Source organism: Roseofilum sp. SBFL (assembly GCF_017746885.1).
Classification (GTDB): Bacteria; Cyanobacteriota; Cyanobacteriia; order Cyanobacteriales; family Desertifilaceae; genus Roseofilum.
On the sequence record NZ_JAGHZH010000021.1, the window covers coordinates 1 to 20,702 of the forward strand.

19 protein-coding genes and 1 pseudogene are annotated in these 20,702 nt (G+C 44.9%); 8 read left to right on the forward strand and 12 right to left on the reverse strand.

Annotation, left to right across the window (positions count from 1 at the left end; all coding sequences use genetic code 11):
• Nucleotides 1-202 precede the first annotated feature (202 nt).
• On the reverse strand, nucleotides 203-400 hold the full coding sequence (locus J7545_RS01720) for a hypothetical protein (RefSeq protein WP_318699522.1): 198 nt from the start codon (nucleotides 398-400) through the stop codon (nucleotides 203-205).
• Between the two features lie 271 nt (nucleotides 401-671).
• Between J7545_RS01720 and glyA the strand changes: the two genes are divergently transcribed.
• Nucleotides 672-1,964 carry a serine hydroxymethyltransferase gene (glyA, locus tag J7545_RS01725; RefSeq protein ID WP_318719050.1) on the forward strand — a complete coding sequence of 431 codons (1,293 nt, stop codon included), beginning with the start codon at nucleotides 672-674 and terminating at the stop codon, nucleotides 1,962-1,964.
• A 171-nt stretch (nucleotides 1,965-2,135) separates the two neighbouring features.
• The gene (locus tag J7545_RS01730) at nucleotides 2,136-3,188 is read left to right on the forward strand and encodes an MraY family glycosyltransferase (RefSeq protein ID WP_318719051.1); all 1,053 of its coding nucleotides are present in this window, start codon (nucleotides 2,136-2,138) and stop codon (nucleotides 3,186-3,188) included.
• Here J7545_RS01730 and bioF read toward each other — a convergent pair whose 3' ends face one another.
• The 3 genes from bioF to J7545_RS01745 all read right to left on the reverse strand — a co-directional run bounded on the left by bioF (nucleotide 3,189) and on the right by J7545_RS01745 (nucleotide 5,966).
• Nucleotides 3,189-4,355, reverse strand: a complete 1,167-nt coding sequence (gene bioF, locus J7545_RS01735; protein WP_318719052.1) for an 8-amino-7-oxononanoate synthase — start codon at nucleotides 4,353-4,355, stop codon at nucleotides 3,189-3,191.
• Nucleotides 4,356-4,537: 182 nt separating this feature from the next.
• On the reverse strand, nucleotides 4,538-5,308 hold the full coding sequence (locus tag J7545_RS01740) for a pentapeptide repeat-containing protein (protein WP_318699526.1): 771 nt from the start codon (nucleotides 5,306-5,308) through the stop codon (nucleotides 4,538-4,540).
• Between the two features lie 19 nt (nucleotides 5,309-5,327).
• Entirely contained in the window at nucleotides 5,328-5,966 is a 639-nt protein-coding gene (locus J7545_RS01745) for a hypothetical protein (RefSeq protein WP_318699527.1), read from the reverse strand.
• Between the two features lie 149 nt (nucleotides 5,967-6,115).
• On the opposite strand from J7545_RS01745, the gene J7545_RS01750 reads away from it, so the two are divergent.
• Nucleotides 6,116-6,967 (forward strand): bifunctional class I SAM-dependent methyltransferase/HIT family protein, encoded by an 852-nt coding sequence (locus tag J7545_RS01750; RefSeq protein ID WP_318719053.1) that lies wholly within the window; start codon nucleotides 6,116-6,118, stop codon nucleotides 6,965-6,967.
• Nucleotides 6,968-7,062: 95 nt separating this feature from the next.
• Nucleotides 7,063-7,671: a 30S ribosomal protein S4 gene (gene rpsD / locus J7545_RS01755; protein ID WP_318699529.1), complete on the forward strand. Its 609-nt coding sequence runs from the start codon at nucleotides 7,063-7,065 to the stop codon at nucleotides 7,669-7,671.
• An 80-nt stretch (nucleotides 7,672-7,751) separates the two neighbouring features.
• Here the strand turns inward: rpsD and J7545_RS01760 are convergent, their stop codons facing one another.
• The 7 genes from J7545_RS01760 to lpdA form a co-directional block, all read right to left on the reverse strand.
• Nucleotides 7,752-7,979, reverse strand: coding sequence for a hypothetical protein (locus tag J7545_RS01760; RefSeq protein ID WP_318699530.1), 228 nt, complete (start codon nucleotides 7,977-7,979; stop codon nucleotides 7,752-7,754).
• Between the two features lie 34 nt (nucleotides 7,980-8,013).
• Nucleotides 8,014-8,211 carry a hypothetical protein gene (locus J7545_RS01765; RefSeq protein ID WP_271942710.1) on the reverse strand — a complete coding sequence of 66 codons (198 nt, stop codon included), beginning with the start codon at nucleotides 8,209-8,211 and terminating at the stop codon, nucleotides 8,014-8,016.
• 192 nt (nucleotides 8,212-8,403) lie between these two features.
• Nucleotides 8,404-8,643, reverse strand: coding sequence for a DUF5340 domain-containing protein (locus tag J7545_RS01770; RefSeq protein WP_271942707.1), 240 nt, complete (start codon nucleotides 8,641-8,643; stop codon nucleotides 8,404-8,406).
• A gap of 61 nt (nucleotides 8,644-8,704) precedes the next feature.
• A complete protein-coding gene (gene trpC, locus J7545_RS01775; RefSeq protein WP_318699531.1) occupies nucleotides 8,705-9,604 on the reverse strand; it encodes an indole-3-glycerol phosphate synthase TrpC in 900 nt (299 codons plus the stop codon).
• Between the two features lie 126 nt (nucleotides 9,605-9,730).
• Complete coding sequence (locus J7545_RS01780; RefSeq protein WP_318699532.1) at nucleotides 9,731-12,415, reverse strand: response regulator; 2,685 nt, start codon at nucleotides 12,413-12,415, stop codon at nucleotides 9,731-9,733.
• 27 nt (nucleotides 12,416-12,442) lie between these two features.
• Nucleotides 12,443-15,514, reverse strand: coding sequence for an ATP-binding protein (locus J7545_RS01785; RefSeq protein ID WP_318699533.1), 3,072 nt, complete (start codon nucleotides 15,512-15,514; stop codon nucleotides 12,443-12,445).
• A gap of 382 nt (nucleotides 15,515-15,896) precedes the next feature.
• Nucleotides 15,897-17,321 carry a dihydrolipoyl dehydrogenase gene (gene lpdA / locus J7545_RS01790; protein ID WP_318699534.1) on the reverse strand — a complete coding sequence of 475 codons (1,425 nt, stop codon included), beginning with the start codon at nucleotides 17,319-17,321 and terminating at the stop codon, nucleotides 15,897-15,899.
• Nucleotides 17,322-17,466: 145 nt separating this feature from the next.
• Between lpdA and J7545_RS01795 the strand changes: the two genes are divergently transcribed.
• From J7545_RS01795 to J7545_RS01810, 4 genes are all read left to right on the forward strand, one after another.
• Nucleotides 17,467-17,706 (forward strand): hypothetical protein, encoded by a 240-nt coding sequence (locus J7545_RS01795; protein ID WP_318699535.1) that lies wholly within the window; start codon nucleotides 17,467-17,469, stop codon nucleotides 17,704-17,706.
• A gap of 28 nt (nucleotides 17,707-17,734) precedes the next feature.
• Nucleotides 17,735-18,502 carry a Uma2 family endonuclease gene (locus J7545_RS01800; protein ID WP_318699536.1) on the forward strand — a complete coding sequence of 256 codons (768 nt, stop codon included), beginning with the start codon at nucleotides 17,735-17,737 and terminating at the stop codon, nucleotides 18,500-18,502.
• An 83-nt stretch (nucleotides 18,503-18,585) separates the two neighbouring features.
• On the forward strand, nucleotides 18,586-19,728 hold the full coding sequence (queC, locus tag J7545_RS01805) for a 7-cyano-7-deazaguanine synthase QueC (RefSeq protein ID WP_318699537.1): 1,143 nt from the start codon (nucleotides 18,586-18,588) through the stop codon (nucleotides 19,726-19,728).
• A 52-nt stretch (nucleotides 19,729-19,780) separates the two neighbouring features.
• Nucleotides 19,781-20,176, forward strand: a complete 396-nt coding sequence (locus J7545_RS01810; RefSeq protein ID WP_318699538.1) for a DUF2358 domain-containing protein — start codon at nucleotides 19,781-19,783, stop codon at nucleotides 20,174-20,176.
• Nucleotides 20,177-20,206: 30 nt separating this feature from the next.
• Here the strand turns inward: J7545_RS01810 and J7545_RS01815 are convergent.
• A pseudogene (locus J7545_RS01815) lies at nucleotides 20,207-20,413 on the reverse strand (glutathione binding-like protein); the annotation flags it as partial.
• Nucleotides 20,414-20,702: the final 289 nt, after the last annotated feature.

The following is a 20,702-nucleotide window of genomic DNA, read 5'->3' on the forward strand; positions in this document are numbered from 1 at the left end:
CAGACGGAAAGTAACGCCTCCCGAGAGAATCCCCTCTGTTTGGAATGGGAAACAGTTCCAAGCAAGGGAACTCGTAGAAAGAGGAAGTCTCCTTAGTGATGAGGGGAATCCCCACGCCTTTAGGCTGGGGAGGATGTCAATGAAGTTCTACTTAAGGATAGTGTTGGGTTTGGGTTAAAAGTTGAGGGATGAAAGTCAAATTCTAACTAATTTGGGCGATGCGGAATCCCATTTGACATTCATACTGATTCGGTATGTGGCGATCGCTTTTTGCCAAAGGATGACCACAGGTCAAATGTCCTTGTCTCCAACGAGGTTCACCACTGCGATCCGCCCAGCAACAGCTTTGGCAAACCGTTTTTGGTGAAATAATCCGATCGTCCATCATAATGACTAACATGACTCAATCTCCCAAAAATTTGATGTGGCAAATGCCTTTACCTTATATTGTAAGTGATTCTTAAAGTAAACCGTGCCCAACGATACAGAGCTTAATAAAAAGGAAGAGGCAATAGGGAGTAATCCCCGCGTCCCCCATCCTCCCCATCTCCGCGTCTCCGTATCCTCCATCCTCCCCCACTCGCCACTCCCCATGCCCCTACCCCCTATTCCCTATTCCCTATTCTTGGGACTAAACTAGATTATTGTGCCCATAAGAGGAAACACAACCCGTGAGTCAAACGAATCTATCCAACCTAGACTTGTTAAACCAAACTGACCCCACCGTTACCGAATTGCTACAGAAAGAACTGGGACGGCAGCGGGAACACTTGGAACTTATTGCCAGTGAGAACTTCGCTTCACCTGCGGTTATGGCAGCCCAAGGCTCAGTGCTGACGAATAAATATGCAGAAGGACTACCCCAAAAGCGCTACTACGGGGGCTGTGAATTTGTGGACCAAATCGAACAACTAGCCATTGACCGGGCGAAGCAGCTCTTTGGTGCGGCGAATGTGAATGTCCAACCCCATTCTGGTGCCCAAGCGAATTTTGCCGTCTTCCTCGCCCTGTTAGAACCCGGAGATACTATTTTGGGGATGGATCTCTCCCATGGTGGTCATTTAACCCATGGATCGCCCGTGAATGTTTCTGGTAAATGGTTTAAGGTTGTTCAATATGGGGTAAATCAGGAAACTGAACGCCTGGATTTTGACAAAATTCGGGAAATTGCCCTAGAGCATAAACCCAAAATGATTATCTGTGGCTATTCTGCCTATCCGAGAATTATAGACTTTGAAAAATTCCGGGCGATCGCCGACGAAATTGGAGCCTACTTACTGGCTGATATTGCCCACATTGCTGGTTTAGTCGCGACTGGACATCACCCCAACCCTCTTCCCCATTGCCATGTGGTTACGACCACCACCCACAAAACCCTGCGCGGCCCCAGGGGTGGGTTAATTATGACCAATGATAATAAATTGGGCAAAGCCTTCAATAAAGCGGTCTTCCCTGGAACCCAAGGAGGTCCCCTAGAGCATGTGATTGCGGCTAAAGCAGTAGCCTTTGGAGAAGCTCTACAACCCGCGTTTAAAGAATATTCGGGTCAAGCGATCAAAAATGCGGCTGCTCTAGCAGGACAACTGCAAAACCGAGGGCTGAAAATCGTTTCTGGAGGTACAGATAACCATTTAATGCTGGTGGATCTGCGCTCTGTTAACATGACCGGTAAACAAGCAGATCAATTGGTCAGTACAGTTAATATTACTGCCAATAAAAATACCGTTCCCTTCGATCCCGAATCACCCTTTGTCACCAGTGGCTTGCGCTTAGGCTCTCCTGCAATGACCACGCGGGGCATGGGAGAAGCCGAGTTTACGGAAATTGGCAATATTATTAGTGACTTGCTCATCAATCCAGAGGATGAAGCGATTCGCAAAGAGTGTAAACAAAGAGTGGCCACTCTGTGCGATCGCTTCCCCCTCTATCCTCACCTGGAAATTCGGACTCCTGCCCTCGTTTAATGGAGAGGATAGGGAGAAGAGGAAAATAGCCTTTTGCCTATTCCCCATTCCCTATTCCCCATCCCCTTGACATCTGTAATGAATGATGTCTGAAATGTAGTAGAACCCTAGTAGACCTCCTACCTTATTAAACTCTTGACTCTGCTCTCGGTCTTATCCACAGAATTTCAGATGCCTTTACAGATGTACCATCTGATTGCCTTCACTGTATCCACTTTGGTTGTCCTTGGGAGTACCCCCATCGTCAAGTATCTTGGCTTGAAAAGTGGGAAAGTTGATAATCCCAATGGACGCAAAGTTCACTCCCGACCTATGGTACGCTTGGGAGGAGTTTCGATTTTTCTGGGTACGCTCACCGCTCTATTAGTTGTCTGGTGGGCAGGCGGATTTGGAATTTTACCCCCCGATAAAGAATACGAAGTGTGGGGGGTAACGATTGGCGGTTTAGCCTTTTTTGCGATCGGTTTAGCTGACGATCTCTTTAATCTGTCCCCATTCTCCCGCTTGTTTATGCAAGTGGTGGTTGCCCTGGGTGCATGGCAGGTGGGCGTACAAATCAACTTTTTAAGCATTCCCTTGATGGGATTAGTGACTCTGCCGGATTGGCTCAGTATTCCGATTACCATTTTGTGGTTAGTGGGCATGGTCAATGCTATTAACTGGATTGATGGCTTAGATGGTTTGGCTGCCGGAGTCTGCGGTATCGCGGCAGTGGTGATGCTGATTGTGAGCTTGTTTATGGATCAATCGGCCGCTGCTTTGATTGCTGCTGCTCTAGCGGGTGGAGCGCTTGGTTTTCTCCGCTATAATTTCAATCCTGCCCAGATTTTTATGGGGGATGGGGGAGCCTATTTTATGGGCTTTACCCTGGCAGGGGTGGGCGTGATTGGATTGGTGAAAACCACGGCAGTAACGGCAGTATTGTTACCCTATCTGATCTTGGCTGTTCCCCTATTGGATATGTCAGCCGTCATTGTTGATCGCCTGCTCAATGGGCGATCGCCGTTTATCGCCGATAAGCGCCACCTCCATCACCGCCTCCTGAATGCGGGCTTATCCCATCGGTTAACGGTTTTGTTTATCTATGCCCTAACCCTCTGGGTCGGCTCTCTTGCTCTCGCTTTTTCGGGTATTCCCAGTGGCTATGGCTACGCTGCTGGTGCAACGGCTCTGTTGATCTACACCATTTGGAAAGCCAAACAACAAACGGCAAAATCGCAATAATTAACCACACTTGATCATCCCCTCAATTAATGCTTCTAGATGTTCTGGCTGATGAGTGGCCATCAGAGAAATGCGGATACGACTGGTGGGTACGGTGGGGGGGCGAATGGCAGGGACAAAAATACCTTGGGTTTTTAAATATTCTGATAAGTCTAGAGCGTGTTGAGGATTCTCTAGGGGTAAGCAAATAATCGGGGATTCTAAGGCAATAGGGGTGAGATGAGGACAGTGACGAGCGAGGAGATCTTGGAAATACCTGATATTGTGCCAAAGCTGTTCTCGGTGTTGGGGTTCGGTTTGAATCATCTCGATCGCTGCTTGGGCGGCTGCAGTATCGGCTGGACTGAGACCGGTGGTATAAATCCAACTGGGGGCGCGGTTGCGGAGATAGTCGATCGCGACGGAACGACCGGCGACATAACCGCCTAAACTACCGATCGCTTTACTCAGGGTTCCCACTTGGAGCAGTTCGGGTTTATCCAGTTGGAAATGTTGGACTAAACCGGCTCCACTACTGCCAAAGACTCCAGTGGCATGAGCTTCGTCTATAAGCAGCATACTGTCATAGGTTTGGGCAATGTCCAATAATTGAGGTAGGGGCGCAAGATCGCCATCCATGCTGAAAACGCTATCGGTGATGATGAGCGATCGCCGATACTCTTTTCGGTATTCTTTGAGTTTCTCGGTTAACGCTTTAACACTTCCATGGCTATAGGTTAATACCGTAGCTTTACTGAGAATTGCCCCGTTTTTTAGGCTTGAATGGTTATATTCATCACAAAGAATGAGATCGCGCGGCCCAGCTAGGGCGGCGATCGCTCCCAGATTGGCTAAATATCCCGAACTGAAGACGAGAGCATCTTCCGTTTGTTTGAGCCGAGCAATAGAGGCTTCTAACTGCCGATGTAAGCCCCGATGACCACTGGTGAGTCGAGATCCGGTGCTTCCCGTACCATATTGTTCGAGAGCAGCAGTAGCGGCTTGGATTAAACGGCGATCGCCTGCTAACCCCAAATAGTTATTACTGGCAAAATTCAGCACTTCCTGACTATTGAGGAAGGCGATCGGCCCGGGTAAACCCTCCAAGGGTTGCACAGAGCGATACCAGTTAGCTCGATGAATGGTTTCTAAAGAGTGAGAGAGCCAAGAATAGGGCGAGTTTGACATAAATCAATGGATGATGGGGGGATAGCGAGATGTAATATCAAGTCCGTTGGATCAGTTATCGTATGTCATTGCGAACGGAACGCAGTGGAGGGAAGCAATCTCTTTTAGCTCGGTAGTTTTGGCGATTGCTTCCCTCCGGTCGCAATGACAAGTGTTTAACCGGACTTGATATAATCATGGATTTAGGGAAAGGATCTTTTCAGCTCTGTTGAATTCAAAATCGCTCCTTGCAAATAGGCATCCTTCAACTGAGCGCGAATTAAATGAGCGCGGGTTAAATTTGTCCATCTTAAATCCGTGTGATACAAATCTGCATTCTGTAGATTTGCGCCCCATAAAAAAGCGCCTGCTAAATGAGCCTCACTTAAATTCGCTTCCCTTAAATCTGCTCGATGAAGATAAGTATTAATCAACTCGGTGTGATGCAAAACCGCATTGCTCAGAACCGCTTCACTGAGGTTAGCGTCTAAACAATTGGCATAACTTAAGTTAGCGCGCCGTAAATTGGTATCACTTAAATCCGCATCTTTAAGATTAGCTCTCATAAGATTCGCACCACTCAAGGAAGTGCCTCGCAGATTTGCCCCTTCTAAATTGGCACCGCTTAAATCCGCGCCCGTGAGATTCGCACCGCTTAAATCGGCTGTCCTTAAATCAGCGTCTTTGAACTGTGCGCCTATGGCTTGACTTTGAGTTAAGCAAGCCGAAGTGAGCAGAGCGCACGAGGCGATCGCCCCACTCAAAGCAGCCTGATGCAAATTCGCCCCTTCCAATTCAGTGCGCGATAGATTCACCTGTCTTAAATCCACACCCTCTAAATCAATTCCTGGAAGTCGATAACCGCCCAAATCCGTCTCACTCAGATCTGGGGTAATCTTTGGATTAGCCGTCCTCCACTTATGCCAGGTTGGGAGACCGCGATAAAATACTGCTAAATGTTCAGAATTAGCCATAACAACTTCCTTAAATTACTTATTGGGCATTGGGGGGAGGGTTATCTCGTCCAGAAATATTTTCCATCGCCCTCAATGCTGCTTCAGAGGCTGCCAGGATATCCCGTTCTTCACCTCCCAGATAGAGACGACCAAAAAGCCCCACCGCTTGCACTTGCAAAATATTAATCAGCGCCGCCTTTTCTGACTCATTCGCGGCTAGGGCTGCATAGGCTGCCGGTTGCACCTCCAACACATAAAGGGTTTGCCCTGATAAAATCATCTGTCCGCGACGGTTGCGGTTAATCAGTTGGGTTTGATGGGGGTCAATATTGCGGATAATTTGGCTAGAAACAACTCGGGGTTTCAGGCGATCGCGCTCTGTTACTCCTAATGCATCTAAAATTGCCTGTCCTGCTTCCCGTGTTTCCCCCTGGCTACTCGAATGAATCTCTAACAGTCCATAGAGTCGCTCTACAAACTGCACGGCTGGGCGCACCCGTGTCGCCTTCAGCGCTACATCCGTAATCCGATTAACTTCAATACCTGGGGCAACCTCAACCCATAGCGATGTATCTCCCGGTAGAGGTAGAAATCCCAAAGACACCGTACCAATATAGGCAGCGTGTTGCGGTTGCAAGTTATCAATAAAAACATAGCTTCGTAATTCCGTAGCCAAAATCCAGAATACTCCCGATCTGTTTCCCTAGACATTCAATCATACAGCGCTTCGCTTTGGTAATGGGGAGTGGGGAGACACGGGGACACGGGGACACGGAGATGGGTAAGATCTCCAATAACTCAGCACTTATTACTCATTCCCTATCCATGAAAAAGCAAACCAATAAATACAGCCATCTCACTGCGATTGACCGTAAATTCTTATCTTTTCCAGCGCGGTTTTTAGGAGAAAGAAACTTACTTCAAGGGCAGGTCTTGGACTTTGGCTGTGGATTGGGTAATGATGTTAAACTCTTATCTCAACAAGGATTCCCCATTCAAGGCTACGATCTGCACTATTTTCCGGAATATCCTCAGCAGAAATTTGACACAATTATTTGCTTTTATGTTCTCAATGTTTTATTTACTCAAGAGCAAGCTAATGTCATGATGGAAGTTTCTCATCTCTTGAAGCCGGGTGGTAGAGCTTATTATGCCGTTAGGCGAGATATTAAAAGAGAGGGCTTTAGACAACATTATGTGCATCAAAAACCGACCTATCAATGTATGGTAAAGCTGCCATTTCAGTCGATTTATATCGATGAGTCTTGCGAAATCTATGAGTATGTTCACTATAATCATCAACGACATTCAGATAATCGCTGTATTTTTTGCAATCCGCGCAAAAGTTTAAGGTTGCTTACTGAATCGGCTACGGCCTATGCTATGTTTGACGGTTACCCGGTGAGTAAGGGGCATGTCTTGATTGTGCCCAAACGTCATATTGCCAATTATTTTGAATTGCCGTTTAAGGAACAATCAGCCTGTTGGTTTATGGCGAATAAAGTACAAGAGATATTAAGGAAAGAATTTCAGCCCGATGGGTTTAATGTGGGGATGAATGTCAATCCTGCGGCCGGTCAAAAAATGGGACATACAACGATTCATATTATCCCTCGCTACCGAAAGGATGCAGGAGGAAATCGAGGGGGCATTCGGCATGTATTGCCGAAAAAATAAGGAGCGCTACGCAGTGGTCAGAAGTGTTGACAGTAAATTCTTATGGGGAGTAGAATGGTAAGTCTGTGTAAAAATAAAAGAATAGAGGAAATTCGATGTCACGATACCGAGGCCCGCGCTTACGGGTAACCCGGCGCTTGGGGGACTTACCTGGTTTGACTCGTAAAACTCCTCGACGGGCATACCCCCCTGGTCAACATGGTCAGGCTCGGAAGAAGAAGTCAGAGTATGCTATCCGTCTAGAGGAGAAGCAAAAGCTGCGTTTTAACTATGGTCTAAGTGAAAAGCAGCTTCTGCGCTATGTGAAAAAAGCTCGTCGGATCACGGGTTCCACGGGACAAGTGCTGTTGCAACTGCTGGAAATGCGCTTGGATAATACTGTATTTCGGTTGGGCATGGCTCCTACCATTCCCGCAGCTCGCCAGTTAGTCAACCATGGGCATGTAACGGTTAATGGTCGTCCGGTGAGCATTGCCAGTTACCAGTGTAGACCGGGTGAAGAAATTGGGGTCAGAGACCGCGATCGCTCCCGTAAACTGGTAGATGCTAACCTGCAATATCCGGGTTTAGCCAACATTCCCAGTCATTTGGAGTTTGACAAAGCCAAAATGAGTGCCAAAGTCAATGGCGTAATTCAACGGGAATGGGTCGCTCTACAAGTGAATGAGCTACTGGTTGTGGAATACTACTCTCGTCTGGTATAAGCACGTCTGGTATAAACAGACCAACGCTAGACAAAGTAATTGTGGTAGGGGCGAAAAGTTTTTCGCCCCTACTTGCTTATTTAAGGTAAATCTTGAATCTCTAATTCTTGACTGATGCGGTTTAAATCTTCCCACAAGTTTTTGATGCGGTTGTAGGATTCGAGGGGGGTAAGTTTGCCATTGGTCTCTAAAGCGCTGATGAAACTGACTTTTTGGGCAAATTCTTGTAAATTGGCATTAAAAACCAGATTGTTGGGGCTGAATTTACCGTGGTAGTGGCTACGAGGATATAAAAATTGTTCTTTCATCACTGGCTCCTTAATGGATGTTAAAAGATGTTTGTTATGGGGGTTGAGGATAAACCACTTGAAATTCAGATTCTTCTAAAGATAAGAGAAGGAGTTCATTGGGGTCTTCAATGGGGTTTTGGATCAGTTGCACAATCCACCGTCCTTTCGCTTCTTCGGCTTTGAGATATCCTAATGCACCGGCTGCATAATCTGGATAGAGAACCTGTACTAAAGTTCCTGGTTTTAACATGGATAGACGGTTTGCATTGACAATTATTGAACCCCTTAACCTCATTTTAACCCAATCTAGAGACAACACTATCGATCTAGATCACAATGGGAATAGAAAGGCAAAAAGCAATAGATAATAAGCAATAAGTATAAGAGACTTATTGCTTATTATCTATTACCTAGCGCAAAGTGCTATATATCACGTTTAGAATTAGCGCTCTTCGGGAATACTTTCGTTTAGAGACCAACGATACTCTACAGGTAAGTTGGAGCGTTCGCAACTTTGTTCGAGTTGACGCTGTTGGGCAAGGGCTTTACGCAGGGTGGCAATCAGTTGGTGGACTTGCTCTCGTTGGACAGATTGACCTTCAACGGCTACCCAAGTTTGACGCTCTAGAAGTTGTAGGAGAAGTTCATAGTGAACATGAGAGGGAACCGGAATAGGCTGCATAGTTGAGTTGATCGAGGAAAAAGAGGTGTATGGAATGGGATGGAGATCCCAGGTTGTTTGGTTATTGTAGTTGATGTTTTTCAGGAAAGAGGGCGGCGAGTGCCTCTCGGGGGTCATCTTGTTTGACTAATGATTCTCCAATGAGGACGGCTTGAGCGCCCGCAGAGGCGACAAATTGTAGGTCTGCACGGGTATGAAGTCCCGATTCACTCACCAGGAGAATATTCCGATTTTGCAGGGTTTCGCGGCGATCGTTGTAGAGGTTTTCTGTAGTTTTCAGGTCTACAGTAAAATCTTCTAAGTTGCGGTTATTAATACCAATTAATTTTACTGATTCTAAGGATAATACCCGGTCGAGTTCCTCTAGGAAGTGAACTTCAATTAAAGCAGTCATACCCAGGACATGAATGATTTTGCTAAAGTATTTCAAGTCTTGATCCGAGAGAATGGCAGCAATCAGGAGAACCGCATCGGCTCCATGAACTCGCGCTTGATAAATTTGGTACGGATAAATAATAAATTCTTTGCACAAGAGGGGTAAATCAACGGCAGCGCGAACTTTAGCTAAGTTTTCAAAGCTGCCTTGGAAAAATTTCCGATCGGTTAATACAGATACACAACTGGCTCCGCCTTGTTCGTAGGATTGGGCGATCGCCACCGGATCAAAGTTTTCCCGGATGACTCCTTTAGAGGGCGATGCTTTTTTTACCTCAGCAATGACCGCCGGTTGGGTTTTCCCCTTGCGGAGTGCCGCGAGAAAATCTTTGGGGGGAGCAACCGTTTCTATGCGCCGTTTCAAGTCGCTTAATGAGACTTTTTCCCGTTGTCCTTGGACTTCCGTTTCCTTGTGCCAGACAATTTTTTCCAGAATATTGCGGGGTTCGCTACCGGGTACACTCACTTGATATTGCAGGTGAGAGATCGAAAAGGTGGGACTAGGGGGACGACGGCGAATATGCATGGAAGATTAAGGAAAAAAGACCATAAGCCCATAGTGTTGCACAGATCCTAGGAACATTGTCAAGGGAAGGAATGACTCAGACAATCCAAATGCGATATTGCCTCTTGGAAAGCAAGCCTATTGCCATTAATCAGGGTCTGTATAACTGCTTTGTAGTAACTCCATCATCCCTGTATCGTCAAATTCTGCGGCTAACTCTAGGATTCGATCGCCAAAAGCCTGATACTTTGGGTCTTTAGATTTCAGTCGTTGAGCTTCTTCTTCTATCGCTTGAATATCACCAATTTTAGTCGCGTTCCATAAAACGCTCAATTCTTCTTGTGTTGGGAAAATCAGGTCTTGCTGAACAGAGTCTTTTGTATTTTTTTTCTGTTCATAGATCCAGGTGAATTGCAAATATTTTTCTAAAAGAATGAATAACTTCTCTAAATCGATGGGTTTTTCTAGAAAATCATTACAGCCAGCGGCGATCGCCCAATTTCGATCGGCCAGTGATACACTAGCGCTAGCGGCGATAATCGGCAACTCTTTGGAATAAGAATCCCGAATACTTGTCGCCAAGGCATATCCATCCATTTCTGGCATCACAATATCGGTAATCACCAAATCTGGATGCCCCTGTTGCACCTGTTCTAATCCTTCTCGTCCATTGGATGCTTCAAGCACCCTAAACCCTAATGGACTTAACACTTCCACAACTACCATTCGATTCACTTCATGATCGTCAACAATGAGGATAGTTTTGGGTTCTCCACTGCAACCGACAATCTTACCCTGTTCCAAATGCGTTGCACGACTGCTCCATTCCTCTGAACGGGGTAGGGTCACTTCAAACCAGAATTTACTTCCGATACCTAAGTGACTCTCCACCTGAATACGACTTCCCATCAGCCTCACAATTTGACTGCAAATGGTTAATCCTAATCCCGTACCTTGCGATCGCCGAGAAGTAGAACCCACTTGCTCAAAAGGGAGGAATATTGTATTCATCTGTTCTTGACTCATCCCAACGCCTGTATCTTCAATTTCAAAGCGTAGGGTAGCCATCTGAGGGTCATCTTCTGGAAGACAGGTCACCGAAAACATTACATTGCCTTGGTCGGTAAATTTAATCGCATTGCCTAAAAGATTGAGTAAGATTTGACGCAGACGTTTTTCATCGGCTTTAATTACTGTTGGTAAATTTTCGTCCGCTGCAAAATCGAGGCTAACGTCTTTTGTTTTGCCTCGCACTCGTGCAATTTCCACGACTCCAACCAAAAAAGAAGGCAAGTGCAACTCTTTAGGAAGGAGTTGCATTTTTTTCGCTTCAATTTTCGCCAGGTCGAGGATATCATTAATCAGGGTTAATAGATGAGAGCCTGCCTGTTCAATAACATCTACTCCTTTACGATGTTCATTGAGATCCTCAGCACGATGCATAATCTGAACATAGCCGAGGATGCCATTGAGAGGGGTACGCAATTCATGGCTCATATTGGCCAAAAATTCACTTTTGGCTTGGTTGGCGCGATCGGCTATTTCTTTTGCTTCAGATAGCTCGAATGTCCGTTCAGCCACTCGCTGTTCCAGTTGACTAAAAGAAGCTCTCAGTTCAGTTGCCATGCGGTTGAATGCTTTGGCAAGCGTCTTCAGTTCGGCGATCGCACCTCCAGAGACTTGCTGATCTAAATTGCCTTCTGACATTGCTTCTGAGGATTGAGACAGTTTTAAAATCGGTTGAGCAATCCAACGAGACGTATACCATCCCAAAACAATAGCAAGTCCTAATGCTCCAAGACACAATAAAATCGTGGTTCGTCTACTGGCTTGAATTTGGGCCATAAAATCCGATTCTGGAACCACAATCACAATCAACCAATCCAATCCAAACTCATCTTGATAAGGAAAAACTTGTAAGAATTGTCGTTGTTGTTCGCGATCGAAGTCTAATTGTTCTAAGGTTTTGATGTTTTTAAAATCAGTAAATTCTTTTAAAAGGTACTGGGCCGTTGCATGGGTTAAAACATCACTGCTTTCTCCCACATTTAAGCGTTCAACTTCTTCCCCTTCTTGACGAAACAGCTTTTCGGGGGTAGAAGTGGCCACCAATTGACCTGAACGTTCGATAATAAAAGCTTGTCCTGTTTTGCCAATCTCTAAATTTTGCAGAAAATTACTAATGTCAGTTAATATCAGGTCGGCGGCTGTGACTCCGATGAACTGTCCTTGTCGATCGTAGAGAGGAAGATCGGCAGTTAAGGCTAATTCTTGGGTCGAAAACAAAGTGTAAATTTCTGTCCAGACACCTTTTCCAGAACGATAGGCGGTTTGGTACCATTCCCGTTTTCGGGGATCGTAGTCTGGTATCCGATTCACCCGGTCTAAGCGTTGACCTTTTCCATCGAGCGTCCAAGTTTCAAAGTGATAATCTGTCCTTCGGTCAGACACTTCTAGAACAAAAGTCCGATCGGCTTTTCTTTGTACTCCTACATATTCTCGCTGCTCAGTTCCCAAGGCAATATAACTCACCATTTCAAACTGATGTATCTGAGAAAAAAAGTAGCGCTCTAAACCCGGAATATCCTCCAGATTTACTAGATCTAGAGTAACGGCTTCACGATTGATTGTATTCACCAGATGGGGCGTATTTAAATAAGTATTTAGCTGCTGTACAATTCGTTTAGCCAGTTCAGTCCGTAATTGAGTGGCGACATCATTCACAGCCTCTTGTCCATTGCGTAACGAGAGCCATCCTGTTAATCCAACAACCACAAAAATCTGGAGGACAAAGGGAATAATTAAAACGAGACGCAAATTGACTTTCATCATCAGACCTACAAAGATGAGATTACATAGCTAACTGGGGGCAGAATTAATAAGCTGGATAATCATTTTGTCTTCAAATTCAGCCGCTAAGGTGAGGATGCGATCGCAAAATCCATGATAGGCTGGATGGAGATCTTTTAACCGTTGTGCTTCTTGCTCAATGCCTACAATATCTCCGATTTTTGCCATTTTATACAACTTAACTAATTCATCACTTTTGGGAATAATGATTTCTGCTTCTTCCGTAAGATTTACAGATTCTATTGATTCATAAATCCATTGCATATGGAGATACTTCTGCAAGACAATCAACAGTTTTTCCATATCCACAGGTTTTTCTAGGAAATCATTACAGCCAGCGGCGATCGCCAAATTTTGATCGTTTAGTGATACACTGGCACTAGCGGCAATAATCGGCAACTCTTGAGAATAGGACTCCCGAACTATGCGAGCGAAGTCATATCCATCCATCTCTGGCATCATAATATCTGTAATGACTAAGTCAGGATGTCCCTGCTCTACTTGTTCTAATCCCTCTCGTCCATTTGAGGCTTCAAGTATCCTAAAATGTAATGGCGTTAATACTTCCGAAACCACTACCCGATTAACTGGATGATCGTCAACAATAAGGATGGTGGTTGAATCTCCAGTATATCCGATAATTTTTCCTTGGGATAAATGAACTCCAGAGCTAACCCATTCGTCAGAAATGGGAAACTCGACTTCAAACCAGAATGTAGTGCCTATGCCTAATGTACTTTTAACCTGAATTTCACTGCCCATCATTTCGGCAATTTGACGACAAATACTTAATCCTAAACCCGTTCCTTCTGAGCGTCGTGATGTAGAACCAACTTGCTCAAAGGGTAAAAATATTTTTGCCATTTGTTCTTCACTCATTCCTACACCTGTATCTTGGACGGTGAAGCAAATTTTTGCCTTATTTTCTGCTGTTCTCTGTGGGTTAGATACTGAAAAAGTTATCGTTCCTTGGTCAGTAAATTTAATCGAATTCCCCAAGAGATTAAGCAATAATTGCCGCAGACGTTTTTCATCCGCTTTAATTCCTGTGGGTAAGTTTTCATCGGGAAGAAACTGGAGGGTAATCCCTTTATTTTCAGCTCGCACTCGTGCCATTTCTGCCACTCCAACCAAAAAGGAAAGAAAGTGTAAATCTTTAGGAAACATTTCCATTTTTCTGGCTTCAATTTTGGCTAAGTCGAGGATATCATTAATCAAGGTTAACAAATGGGAACCGGCTTGTTCGATGACATCCACTCCCTGACGATGTTGATTGAGATCTCGGCTGCGATGCATAATCTGAACATAGCCAAGAATGCCATTGAGGGGAGTGCGTAGTTCGTGACTCATATTAGCTAGAAATTCGCTTTTCGCTCGGTTGGCACTATCGGCCATTTCTTTAGCCACGTGTAATTCGAGTTCAGCATGTTTGCGAGCGCTAATATCCGTATGGGACCCCACCATCCGCAGAGGTTGACCACTGCTGTCTCGTTCTACGACTTTAGCACGAGATAAAATCCAAATATAATCTCCCTGTTTCTGTCGCATACGAAATTCCAAATGAAAGGTTTCTGTGGTGGTTTGCAAATGGTCTTGAATCACCTGTTTTGCATTCGGTAAATCTTCTGGATAAACCAAATTTTCCCATGAGGAAAATTGATTAGGAATTTCGGAGTCATCATAGCCTAACATCTTTTTCCAACGGGGAGACAAATAAACTTCATTTAAAGCAATCTTCCAGTCCCAAATCCCATCATTTACACTTTCATGTACCAATTGTAAGCGTTCTTGACTCAAGCGTAAGGCTGTTGTCCGCTCTTCTACTCGTTGCTCTAGAGTATCAAAGGATTCTTTTAACTGAACCGCCATTTGATTAAAGGTTTGGGCTAAAATTTTTAATTCAGTAATATGTCCTCCCTTCACTTGCTGAGATAAATTTCCTTTAGCCATGGCTTCGGATGATTCTACTAGACGTAAAACCGGTTTAGAAATCCAACGAGAAGTATAAATTCCTAAGAGTATTGCTATTCCTAACGCAGCGAAACAAAGCCAAATGGTTGTGTGGGTATTGGCATTGATTTGGCTCATAAAATCTGATTCTGGAACCACAATGACAATCAACCAATTTAACCCAAACTCATCTTGATAAGGAATTACGTCTACACAGTACCGTTCATTCTCAAGATTTAAGAACAGTTGTTCCTCTTGATCAATATTCGATAAATTACCAAATTTACGGGTTAAGAAATGGGTCGTTTCTTGGGTCATAAAATCTTGACTTTTCGTTGCCATCAATCGCTTTGACTCTTCTTCTCGAGTAGAAGGGAGAAAAAGAGATTCTTTAGTTGAAGTGGCAACTAAAAATCCAGAGCGTTCTAAAATAAATGCTTGTCCAGACTGACCCATTTCCAACTGACTGAGGAATTGGTTAATATCCAATAGCATCAGATCGCTACCAATTACTCCCTTCAACTGATTCTCTTGGTCATAAATAGGAGTTCCAATGGTAATGGCTAAACGAGAGTATGTAGAGTAAGTATAAATATCACTCCAAGTTGAGCGTTTTTGAGTTGCAGGAGCAATATACCAAGGACGATGACGGGGATCGTAGTCTGGATAAGAAGCCAATAATTCTTCAGTTCGTCTACCTTGCTTATCGGTTGCATAAGTATTCACAGCATAACTGGTTAAAGCATCAACAATATCAATATTAAAGCCGCCTTCATGCAGCCGATCCAATCCATAGAATTCTCCTTCTTCATTACCGACTAAGATATAGCTTACACTGGGAAAATTATGGATTTGTTTCCAGAAATAGCGTTCCATACTGCGAGGATTATCTACATTCAGGTAGCCTAAATCTATGGCATCTAAAATATTTTTATTCACCATATAAGGGGTGCGTAAATAACTCTTCAAGTGTTGTTGAATGCGATCGCCGGTTTCTCGCTGTAACTGAGTAACCAAATTTTCTACAGTTTTTTGTCCATTGCGTAATGAGAGCCATCCCGTCAATCCGACAACCGTAAAAACCTGGAGGACAAAAGGAACAATTAAAACCAAACGCAAATTGACTTTCATATCCAGTCTCCTATGTAACGGGAGGACTTCCGATTGTCTTCAGCTTAGTAAGTAGAGGTTAAGGTTGAATTATGGCGTAATGTGGTGTAGTTGAGCGTAACCTACTTTACTAATACTCTAGATAATTGGAGGTTCTGTTTACCCTTTAATATGATATCAAATCCTTAAATTTTGGCTACCTTCTCTCCTTGAGAGATAATTGGCTTAGAGCAAACGGTTAAGCGCAACTTCATTGGGAGAGGGATTTTCTGGACATGAAAGGGAGAGAGTATTTCTAAAATACTATATCCTCTATGTAAAGTTTAAGACCAGACAAGCAGTATAGAAATGGTCAGGCGAGTTGATACTCACCTAAGCATTTCTCCTAAAAATGAGGTGCAATTTAACCGACTGCTCGCTTGTACGCTTCATCGAGGACTTCTGAGAGAGTTGGATGGGTATGGACTAAATGAGCAAGGGTGTGGACAGATTCCCGTTTCGCTATTGCTGCTGATGCTTCATGGATTAAATCTGCCGCATGGGGACCGATAATGTGAACGCCGAGAACTTCCCCATTATCCTTACGGTAGATCAATTTAGCCATTCCTTCCGTCTCGCCTTCGGCGATCGCCTTAGAATTCCCCTTAAAATAAGAGCGAGCTGTAGCAATTTCAAAGCCTTCCGTTTCAGCAAGTTCCTTCGCTTGCGGTTCGCTCAATCCCACGTAACTAATTTCCGGGTGAGTAAACGCCGCCGCCGGAATCGAGCGATAATCAATAGTACGCGGACGATCGCACATATTTTCCACTGCCACAATTCCTTGAGCCGAAGCAGCATGGGCTAACATCATCTTACCCGTCGCATCCCCGATCGCCCAAAGATGGGGAACCTTTTCCCCACCCGACAATACTGCCATCGTATCGTCAACCGGAATAAAACCGCGTCGATCCAACTCTACGCCCACTGATTCTAAGCCCATATTCTTCGCTGTCGGAACACGTCCCGTTGCCACCAAGCACGCATCCACTTCTAAAACTTCTTTAACTTCCTTCATCTTCGCATCCGCCAACTCAATTGTCACTGGAGATCCGGGCGTAACTTTCATCGCCAACATCCCCACACGAGTTTCAATATCACGAGGAGAGATGAGAACCCGTTGCGCTTGTTTAGCAATATCGGGATCGAACGTTGGCATCAACTTATCCAACGCTTCAATGAGGGTTACCTCACACCCCAACGCCGTATACACATCCGTAAACTCTAAACCAATATAGCCACTGCCAATGACTGCAATCCAGGGGGGCAAAGACTCCAAACGCACCGAGTCATCACTGGTAAACACCGTTTTATGATCGATCTGAATTCCTGGGGGCACAAAAGGAACCGAACCCGGAGCCACAATAATATCCTTGGCGGTAAACGTCTTCAAGTCTCCCTCATTTTCCACCGTCACCTTCTGGGGAGATGCCACCTTACCCCAACCGCGTAGAATATCAACCTTCAGCCGTTTGAGACTATTCGTCAGGTCAGATTGGATTTTATCGACTAAAGTATTGGCATGATCGGCGATCGCCTGACGCTCAAAACTCACACCACCGACTTGAATCCCCAAATCCTTCAAATGATCTGCATCCTGTAATTCCCGCACCCGTCCAGAAGCAGCTAACAGAGCTTTAGAAGGGATGCATCCTCGGTTAACACAGGTTCCCCCCATATCTGCTGCTTCCACAATTGCCGTTTTCAGCCCACAACTCACAGCATGGAGAGCAGCCCCATGTCCACCGACTCCAGCACCAATAATGATCAAATCGTAATCAAACTCGCTCATGCTTCGCTCCAGCTTCTGTAATTCACTAACTCGTTTGACCTTGATTTTACAACGCTTCGGGCTTCAGACGATTCCGTGAGTTATAACAGAAGAAAAACTCAAGTATGGTGGTATTAACAAAACCTAGCGTATTCTTCCTAACATTATGAATCAACAACCAACCAATCCACATAACCAAGCCCAACAGCAGTTTCAGCACTCTCTCCATCAATTAGAAGAAACCCTGAAAACCGGTAAAGTGCATCACTCTTCTGCTCAAAAGTCCGACCCCTTGAGTTCCCGTCAGTTTCAAGAACCAGAAGCGATCGATGAAGCGACTCTAGAGGAAGCAGCAGCAGACATAGAAGAGTTGATCAACCAATTATCCTCAGAAGATCGATCCTAAACTAAACCCTAAAATCTTCAAGCTAATCATGAACCCAACATCCCTAAAAAGTCCCCTTATTTACCCCGAACCTGATGGAGCGCCCATGGCTGAAAGCGATCCTGCTCGCGATTACCTCATTTATGGCGTAGAATCCCTGAAATTCTATTTCCAAGATCGCTCAGATATTTACGTTTCTGGTAATCTCTGGCTCTCCTACGAGCAGGGAGTTCCGGATGCCGTGGTTTGTCCGGATGTATTTGTCATTTTTGGAGTCGAAAATCGTCCCCGCAGAAGTTACCGAGTTTGGGAGGAAAATAACCGTTATCCCGATTGGGTTTTGGAAGTGACTTCCATGAGTACTCGACATAAGGATGAGAGCGATAAGCCCGTCACTTATGCCCAAATGGGAGTCAGAGAATATTTCCAATATGACCCCAGCGGCGATTATTTGCAGCCTCGTTTGAGAGGACGCAGATTAGTGAATGGAGCCTACCAATTATTGACTCTCAATGAATTAGAGAATGGGATACTTTCAGTTTTCTCCCGGGTTTTAGGTTTGGAAATGCGAGTCTTACCGGATGGTAAATTGCGATTTTTTGACCGAGAGAGAGGGGAGTATTTACGCAGTCCGGATGAGTCAGAGCGCGATCGCTTGAACGAGCGCCAACGAGCTGAACAAGAATACCAACGTGCCCAACAAGCAGAGCTAGCTTTAGGGGAGGAACGTCAACGGGCGGAACGAGCAGAAGCCGAATTACAAAAATTACGTCAACGTCTTTTAGATCAAGGGATTGATCCATCTACTCTGGAATAGGGTAAATCGAGGATGGGCTGCATCGGATGGCTTCTGTTCTACAATATTGACGACCCTATTTTTCATGTTTAATTGATTGTTTCATGGCTCAAACCGAAGCTCTGGTTATCCTTTCTGGTGGACAAGATTCGACCACCTGCGCTGCATTAGCTACACAACAATTCGATCGCGTCCATGGGCTGACGTTTGATTATCAACAGCGTCATCGCATTGAGCTGGAAAGTGCCCAAGCGGTGGCTCAGAAGCTGGGATTGGCAAGTCATGAAATCGTCTCAGTGGGGCCCATTTTGAAGAGTACGAGTCCTTTAGTAAGCGAAACCCCTTTGGCGGAGTATGAGAGTGCCGAGGCGCTGCCAGGGGGCATTGAAGCCACATTTATTCCCGGACGTAATATTTTGTTCTTAACCTTGGCAGCGAATCGGGCGGCGCGTTTGGGGATTAAAGATATGGTTTTAGGAGTGTGTGAGACGGATTTTGCGGGGTATTGGGATTGTCGTCAGAGTTTTATTACTGCCATGGGCGTGGCATTGGGTGAGGGAATGTACGGTGATGGTGAGGCGTATCGGATTCATACCCCCTTGATGAATTTAATGAAGGCGGAGTCAGTAAAGTTGGCTCAGGAGGCGTTAGGTGATCGCTTCGAGTCAGTCATGGAGTTAACCCATACTTGCTATGCCGGGGTGAAAGGAGGATGCGGTAAGTGTCATGCCTGTATCTTAAGAGATCGAGGTTTTCAGGAAGCCGGAGTTGCCGATCCGATTTGGAAATATCGAGGCGCTAACCGTGGCAGTTCTGGGACAGAGATATCGGAAGATCGAACCTATGGAGATCGCGCCATTGAAGAAGCGGCTCACCATCCCCTAGAAATTTGGCCCAACCCTTCTCCAAACCATGATTATATCATTCATCTGGAACATCCGGAGTTTACTGCCCTTTGTCCGCGATCGGGTTATCCAGATTTTGGCACTATTGTCTGTGATTATTTTCCCGGTCAATCTGTTTTAGAACTCAAAGCTTTTAAGCTTTATATTAACAGTTTTCGCCAACAAAGAATCAGCCATGAAACTGTAGTTAACCAGGTAGCCGATCGCCTGATGGCAGAAGTCAAACCCAAAGCACTGCGCATTATCGGCGATTTTACTAGGCGTGGAGGCGTAAAAACCGTAATTACCGCTTATCGAGGGGAAGACATGAGTTTCCCTGATTATCAACCCAATTTGCTTTAAAACTCTTGCCTATTGCCTCCCCAAAAAACTGTCGTAACTCACTGATGAAGCTATGGAACTGATCGAAATTCTCAAAGCAGACTATGAACGGTTTCCCGTCAACCCAACCTATAGTATTTATGCGCCAGATGTGTATTTTAAAGATCCAATGACCGAATTCTGGGGAGGCGATCGCTATCAACAGATGATATCCTGGATGGAACGCTGGTTCCTGAATATCAAAATGGACTTACACCACATCCAGCAAGAAGGAAACACGATCCACACCCGATGGACATTACACTGGAATACTCCCCTCCCCTGGAAACCCCGTATTTCTATTCCTGGATCGAGTGAACTCCAAATCAATGAGAATGGCTTAATTAATTCCCATATCGATCGTTGGGATATCTCGCGCTTAGATGTCTTAAAGCAACATATCGCGCTTCGCGCTGGTAATCGGGAATAGATAAGCCATTTTTCCCTCCTATAGAGACGATCAAGACAGGGTAAGATGATGGGGATGGCTCGACACGCGATCGAGCCATGCTCGAACAGCAGGATATTCAGAAAGATCGAATCCTCCTTCATCAGCTACATGGGTATAAGCGTATAACGAAATATCTGCAATCGTTAGAGAACCATTGACGAGAAAGTCCGTTTTTGACAATTGCTGCTCCATAACAGAGAGTGCTTTATACCCAGAAGTGTTGAATCTTGACATAAAACTTTACCTTATAGCCAATCATAGTCGGAATATAATCGAGAAATTTTGCATCATTCTCCTGACCAAAATTGAGCAGGCATTCTGTGGGATTACCCTGACTTATGTTGATCCCATTGAGTAACTTCACTTGATGGTTACACCTTTAAGGAACTCCATGACCCAACTAATGATGAGAATATTGTCGTTATTGGAGATGGGTTTTGGGTAATCGATGACAGTGGAAAGAAACACTGGATTACTATAAAAACAGGAGACAGGATTGCTCGTC

Coding starts and splice junctions, on each gene's coding strand:
- J7545_RS01720 (WP_318699522.1), bottom strand. CDS start 400: ATGTTAGTCATTATGATGGACGATCGGATTATTTCACCAAAAACGGTT.
- J7545_RS01730 (WP_318719051.1), top strand. CDS start 2,136: ATGCCTTTACAGATGTACCATCTGATTGCCTTCACTGTATCCACTTTG.
- bioF (WP_318719052.1), bottom strand. CDS start 4,355: ATGTCAAACTCGCCCTATTCTTGGCTCTCTCACTCTTTAGAAACCATT.
- J7545_RS01740 (WP_318699526.1), bottom strand. CDS start 5,308: ATGGCTAATTCTGAACATTTAGCAGTATTTTATCGCGGTCTCCCAACC.
- J7545_RS01750 (WP_318719053.1), top strand. CDS start 6,116: ATGAAAAAGCAAACCAATAAATACAGCCATCTCACTGCGATTGACCGT.
- rpsD (WP_318699529.1), top strand. CDS start 7,063: ATGTCACGATACCGAGGCCCGCGCTTACGGGTAACCCGGCGCTTGGGG.
- J7545_RS01760 (WP_318699530.1), bottom strand. CDS start 7,979: ATGAAAGAACAATTTTTATATCCTCGTAGCCACTACCACGGTAAATTC.
- J7545_RS01765 (WP_271942710.1), bottom strand. CDS start 8,211: ATGTTAAAACCAGGAACTTTAGTACAGGTTCTCTATCCAGATTATGCA.
- J7545_RS01770 (WP_271942707.1), bottom strand. CDS start 8,643: ATGCAGCCTATTCCGGTTCCCTCTCATGTTCACTATGAACTTCTCCTA.
- trpC (WP_318699531.1), bottom strand. CDS start 9,604: ATGCATATTCGCCGTCGTCCCCCTAGTCCCACCTTTTCGATCTCTCAC.
- J7545_RS01780 (WP_318699532.1), bottom strand. CDS start 12,415: ATGATGAAAGTCAATTTGCGTCTCGTTTTAATTATTCCCTTTGTCCTC.
- J7545_RS01785 (WP_318699533.1), bottom strand. CDS start 15,514: ATGAAAGTCAATTTGCGTTTGGTTTTAATTGTTCCTTTTGTCCTCCAG.
- lpdA (WP_318699534.1), bottom strand. CDS start 17,321: ATGAGCGAGTTTGATTACGATTTGATCATTATTGGTGCTGGAGTCGGT.
- J7545_RS01795 (WP_318699535.1), top strand. CDS start 17,467: ATGAATCAACAACCAACCAATCCACATAACCAAGCCCAACAGCAGTTT.
- J7545_RS01800 (WP_318699536.1), top strand. CDS start 17,735: ATGAACCCAACATCCCTAAAAAGTCCCCTTATTTACCCCGAACCTGAT.
- queC (WP_318699537.1), top strand. CDS start 18,586: ATGGCTCAAACCGAAGCTCTGGTTATCCTTTCTGGTGGACAAGATTCG.
- J7545_RS01810 (WP_318699538.1), top strand. CDS start 19,781: ATGGAACTGATCGAAATTCTCAAAGCAGACTATGAACGGTTTCCCGTC.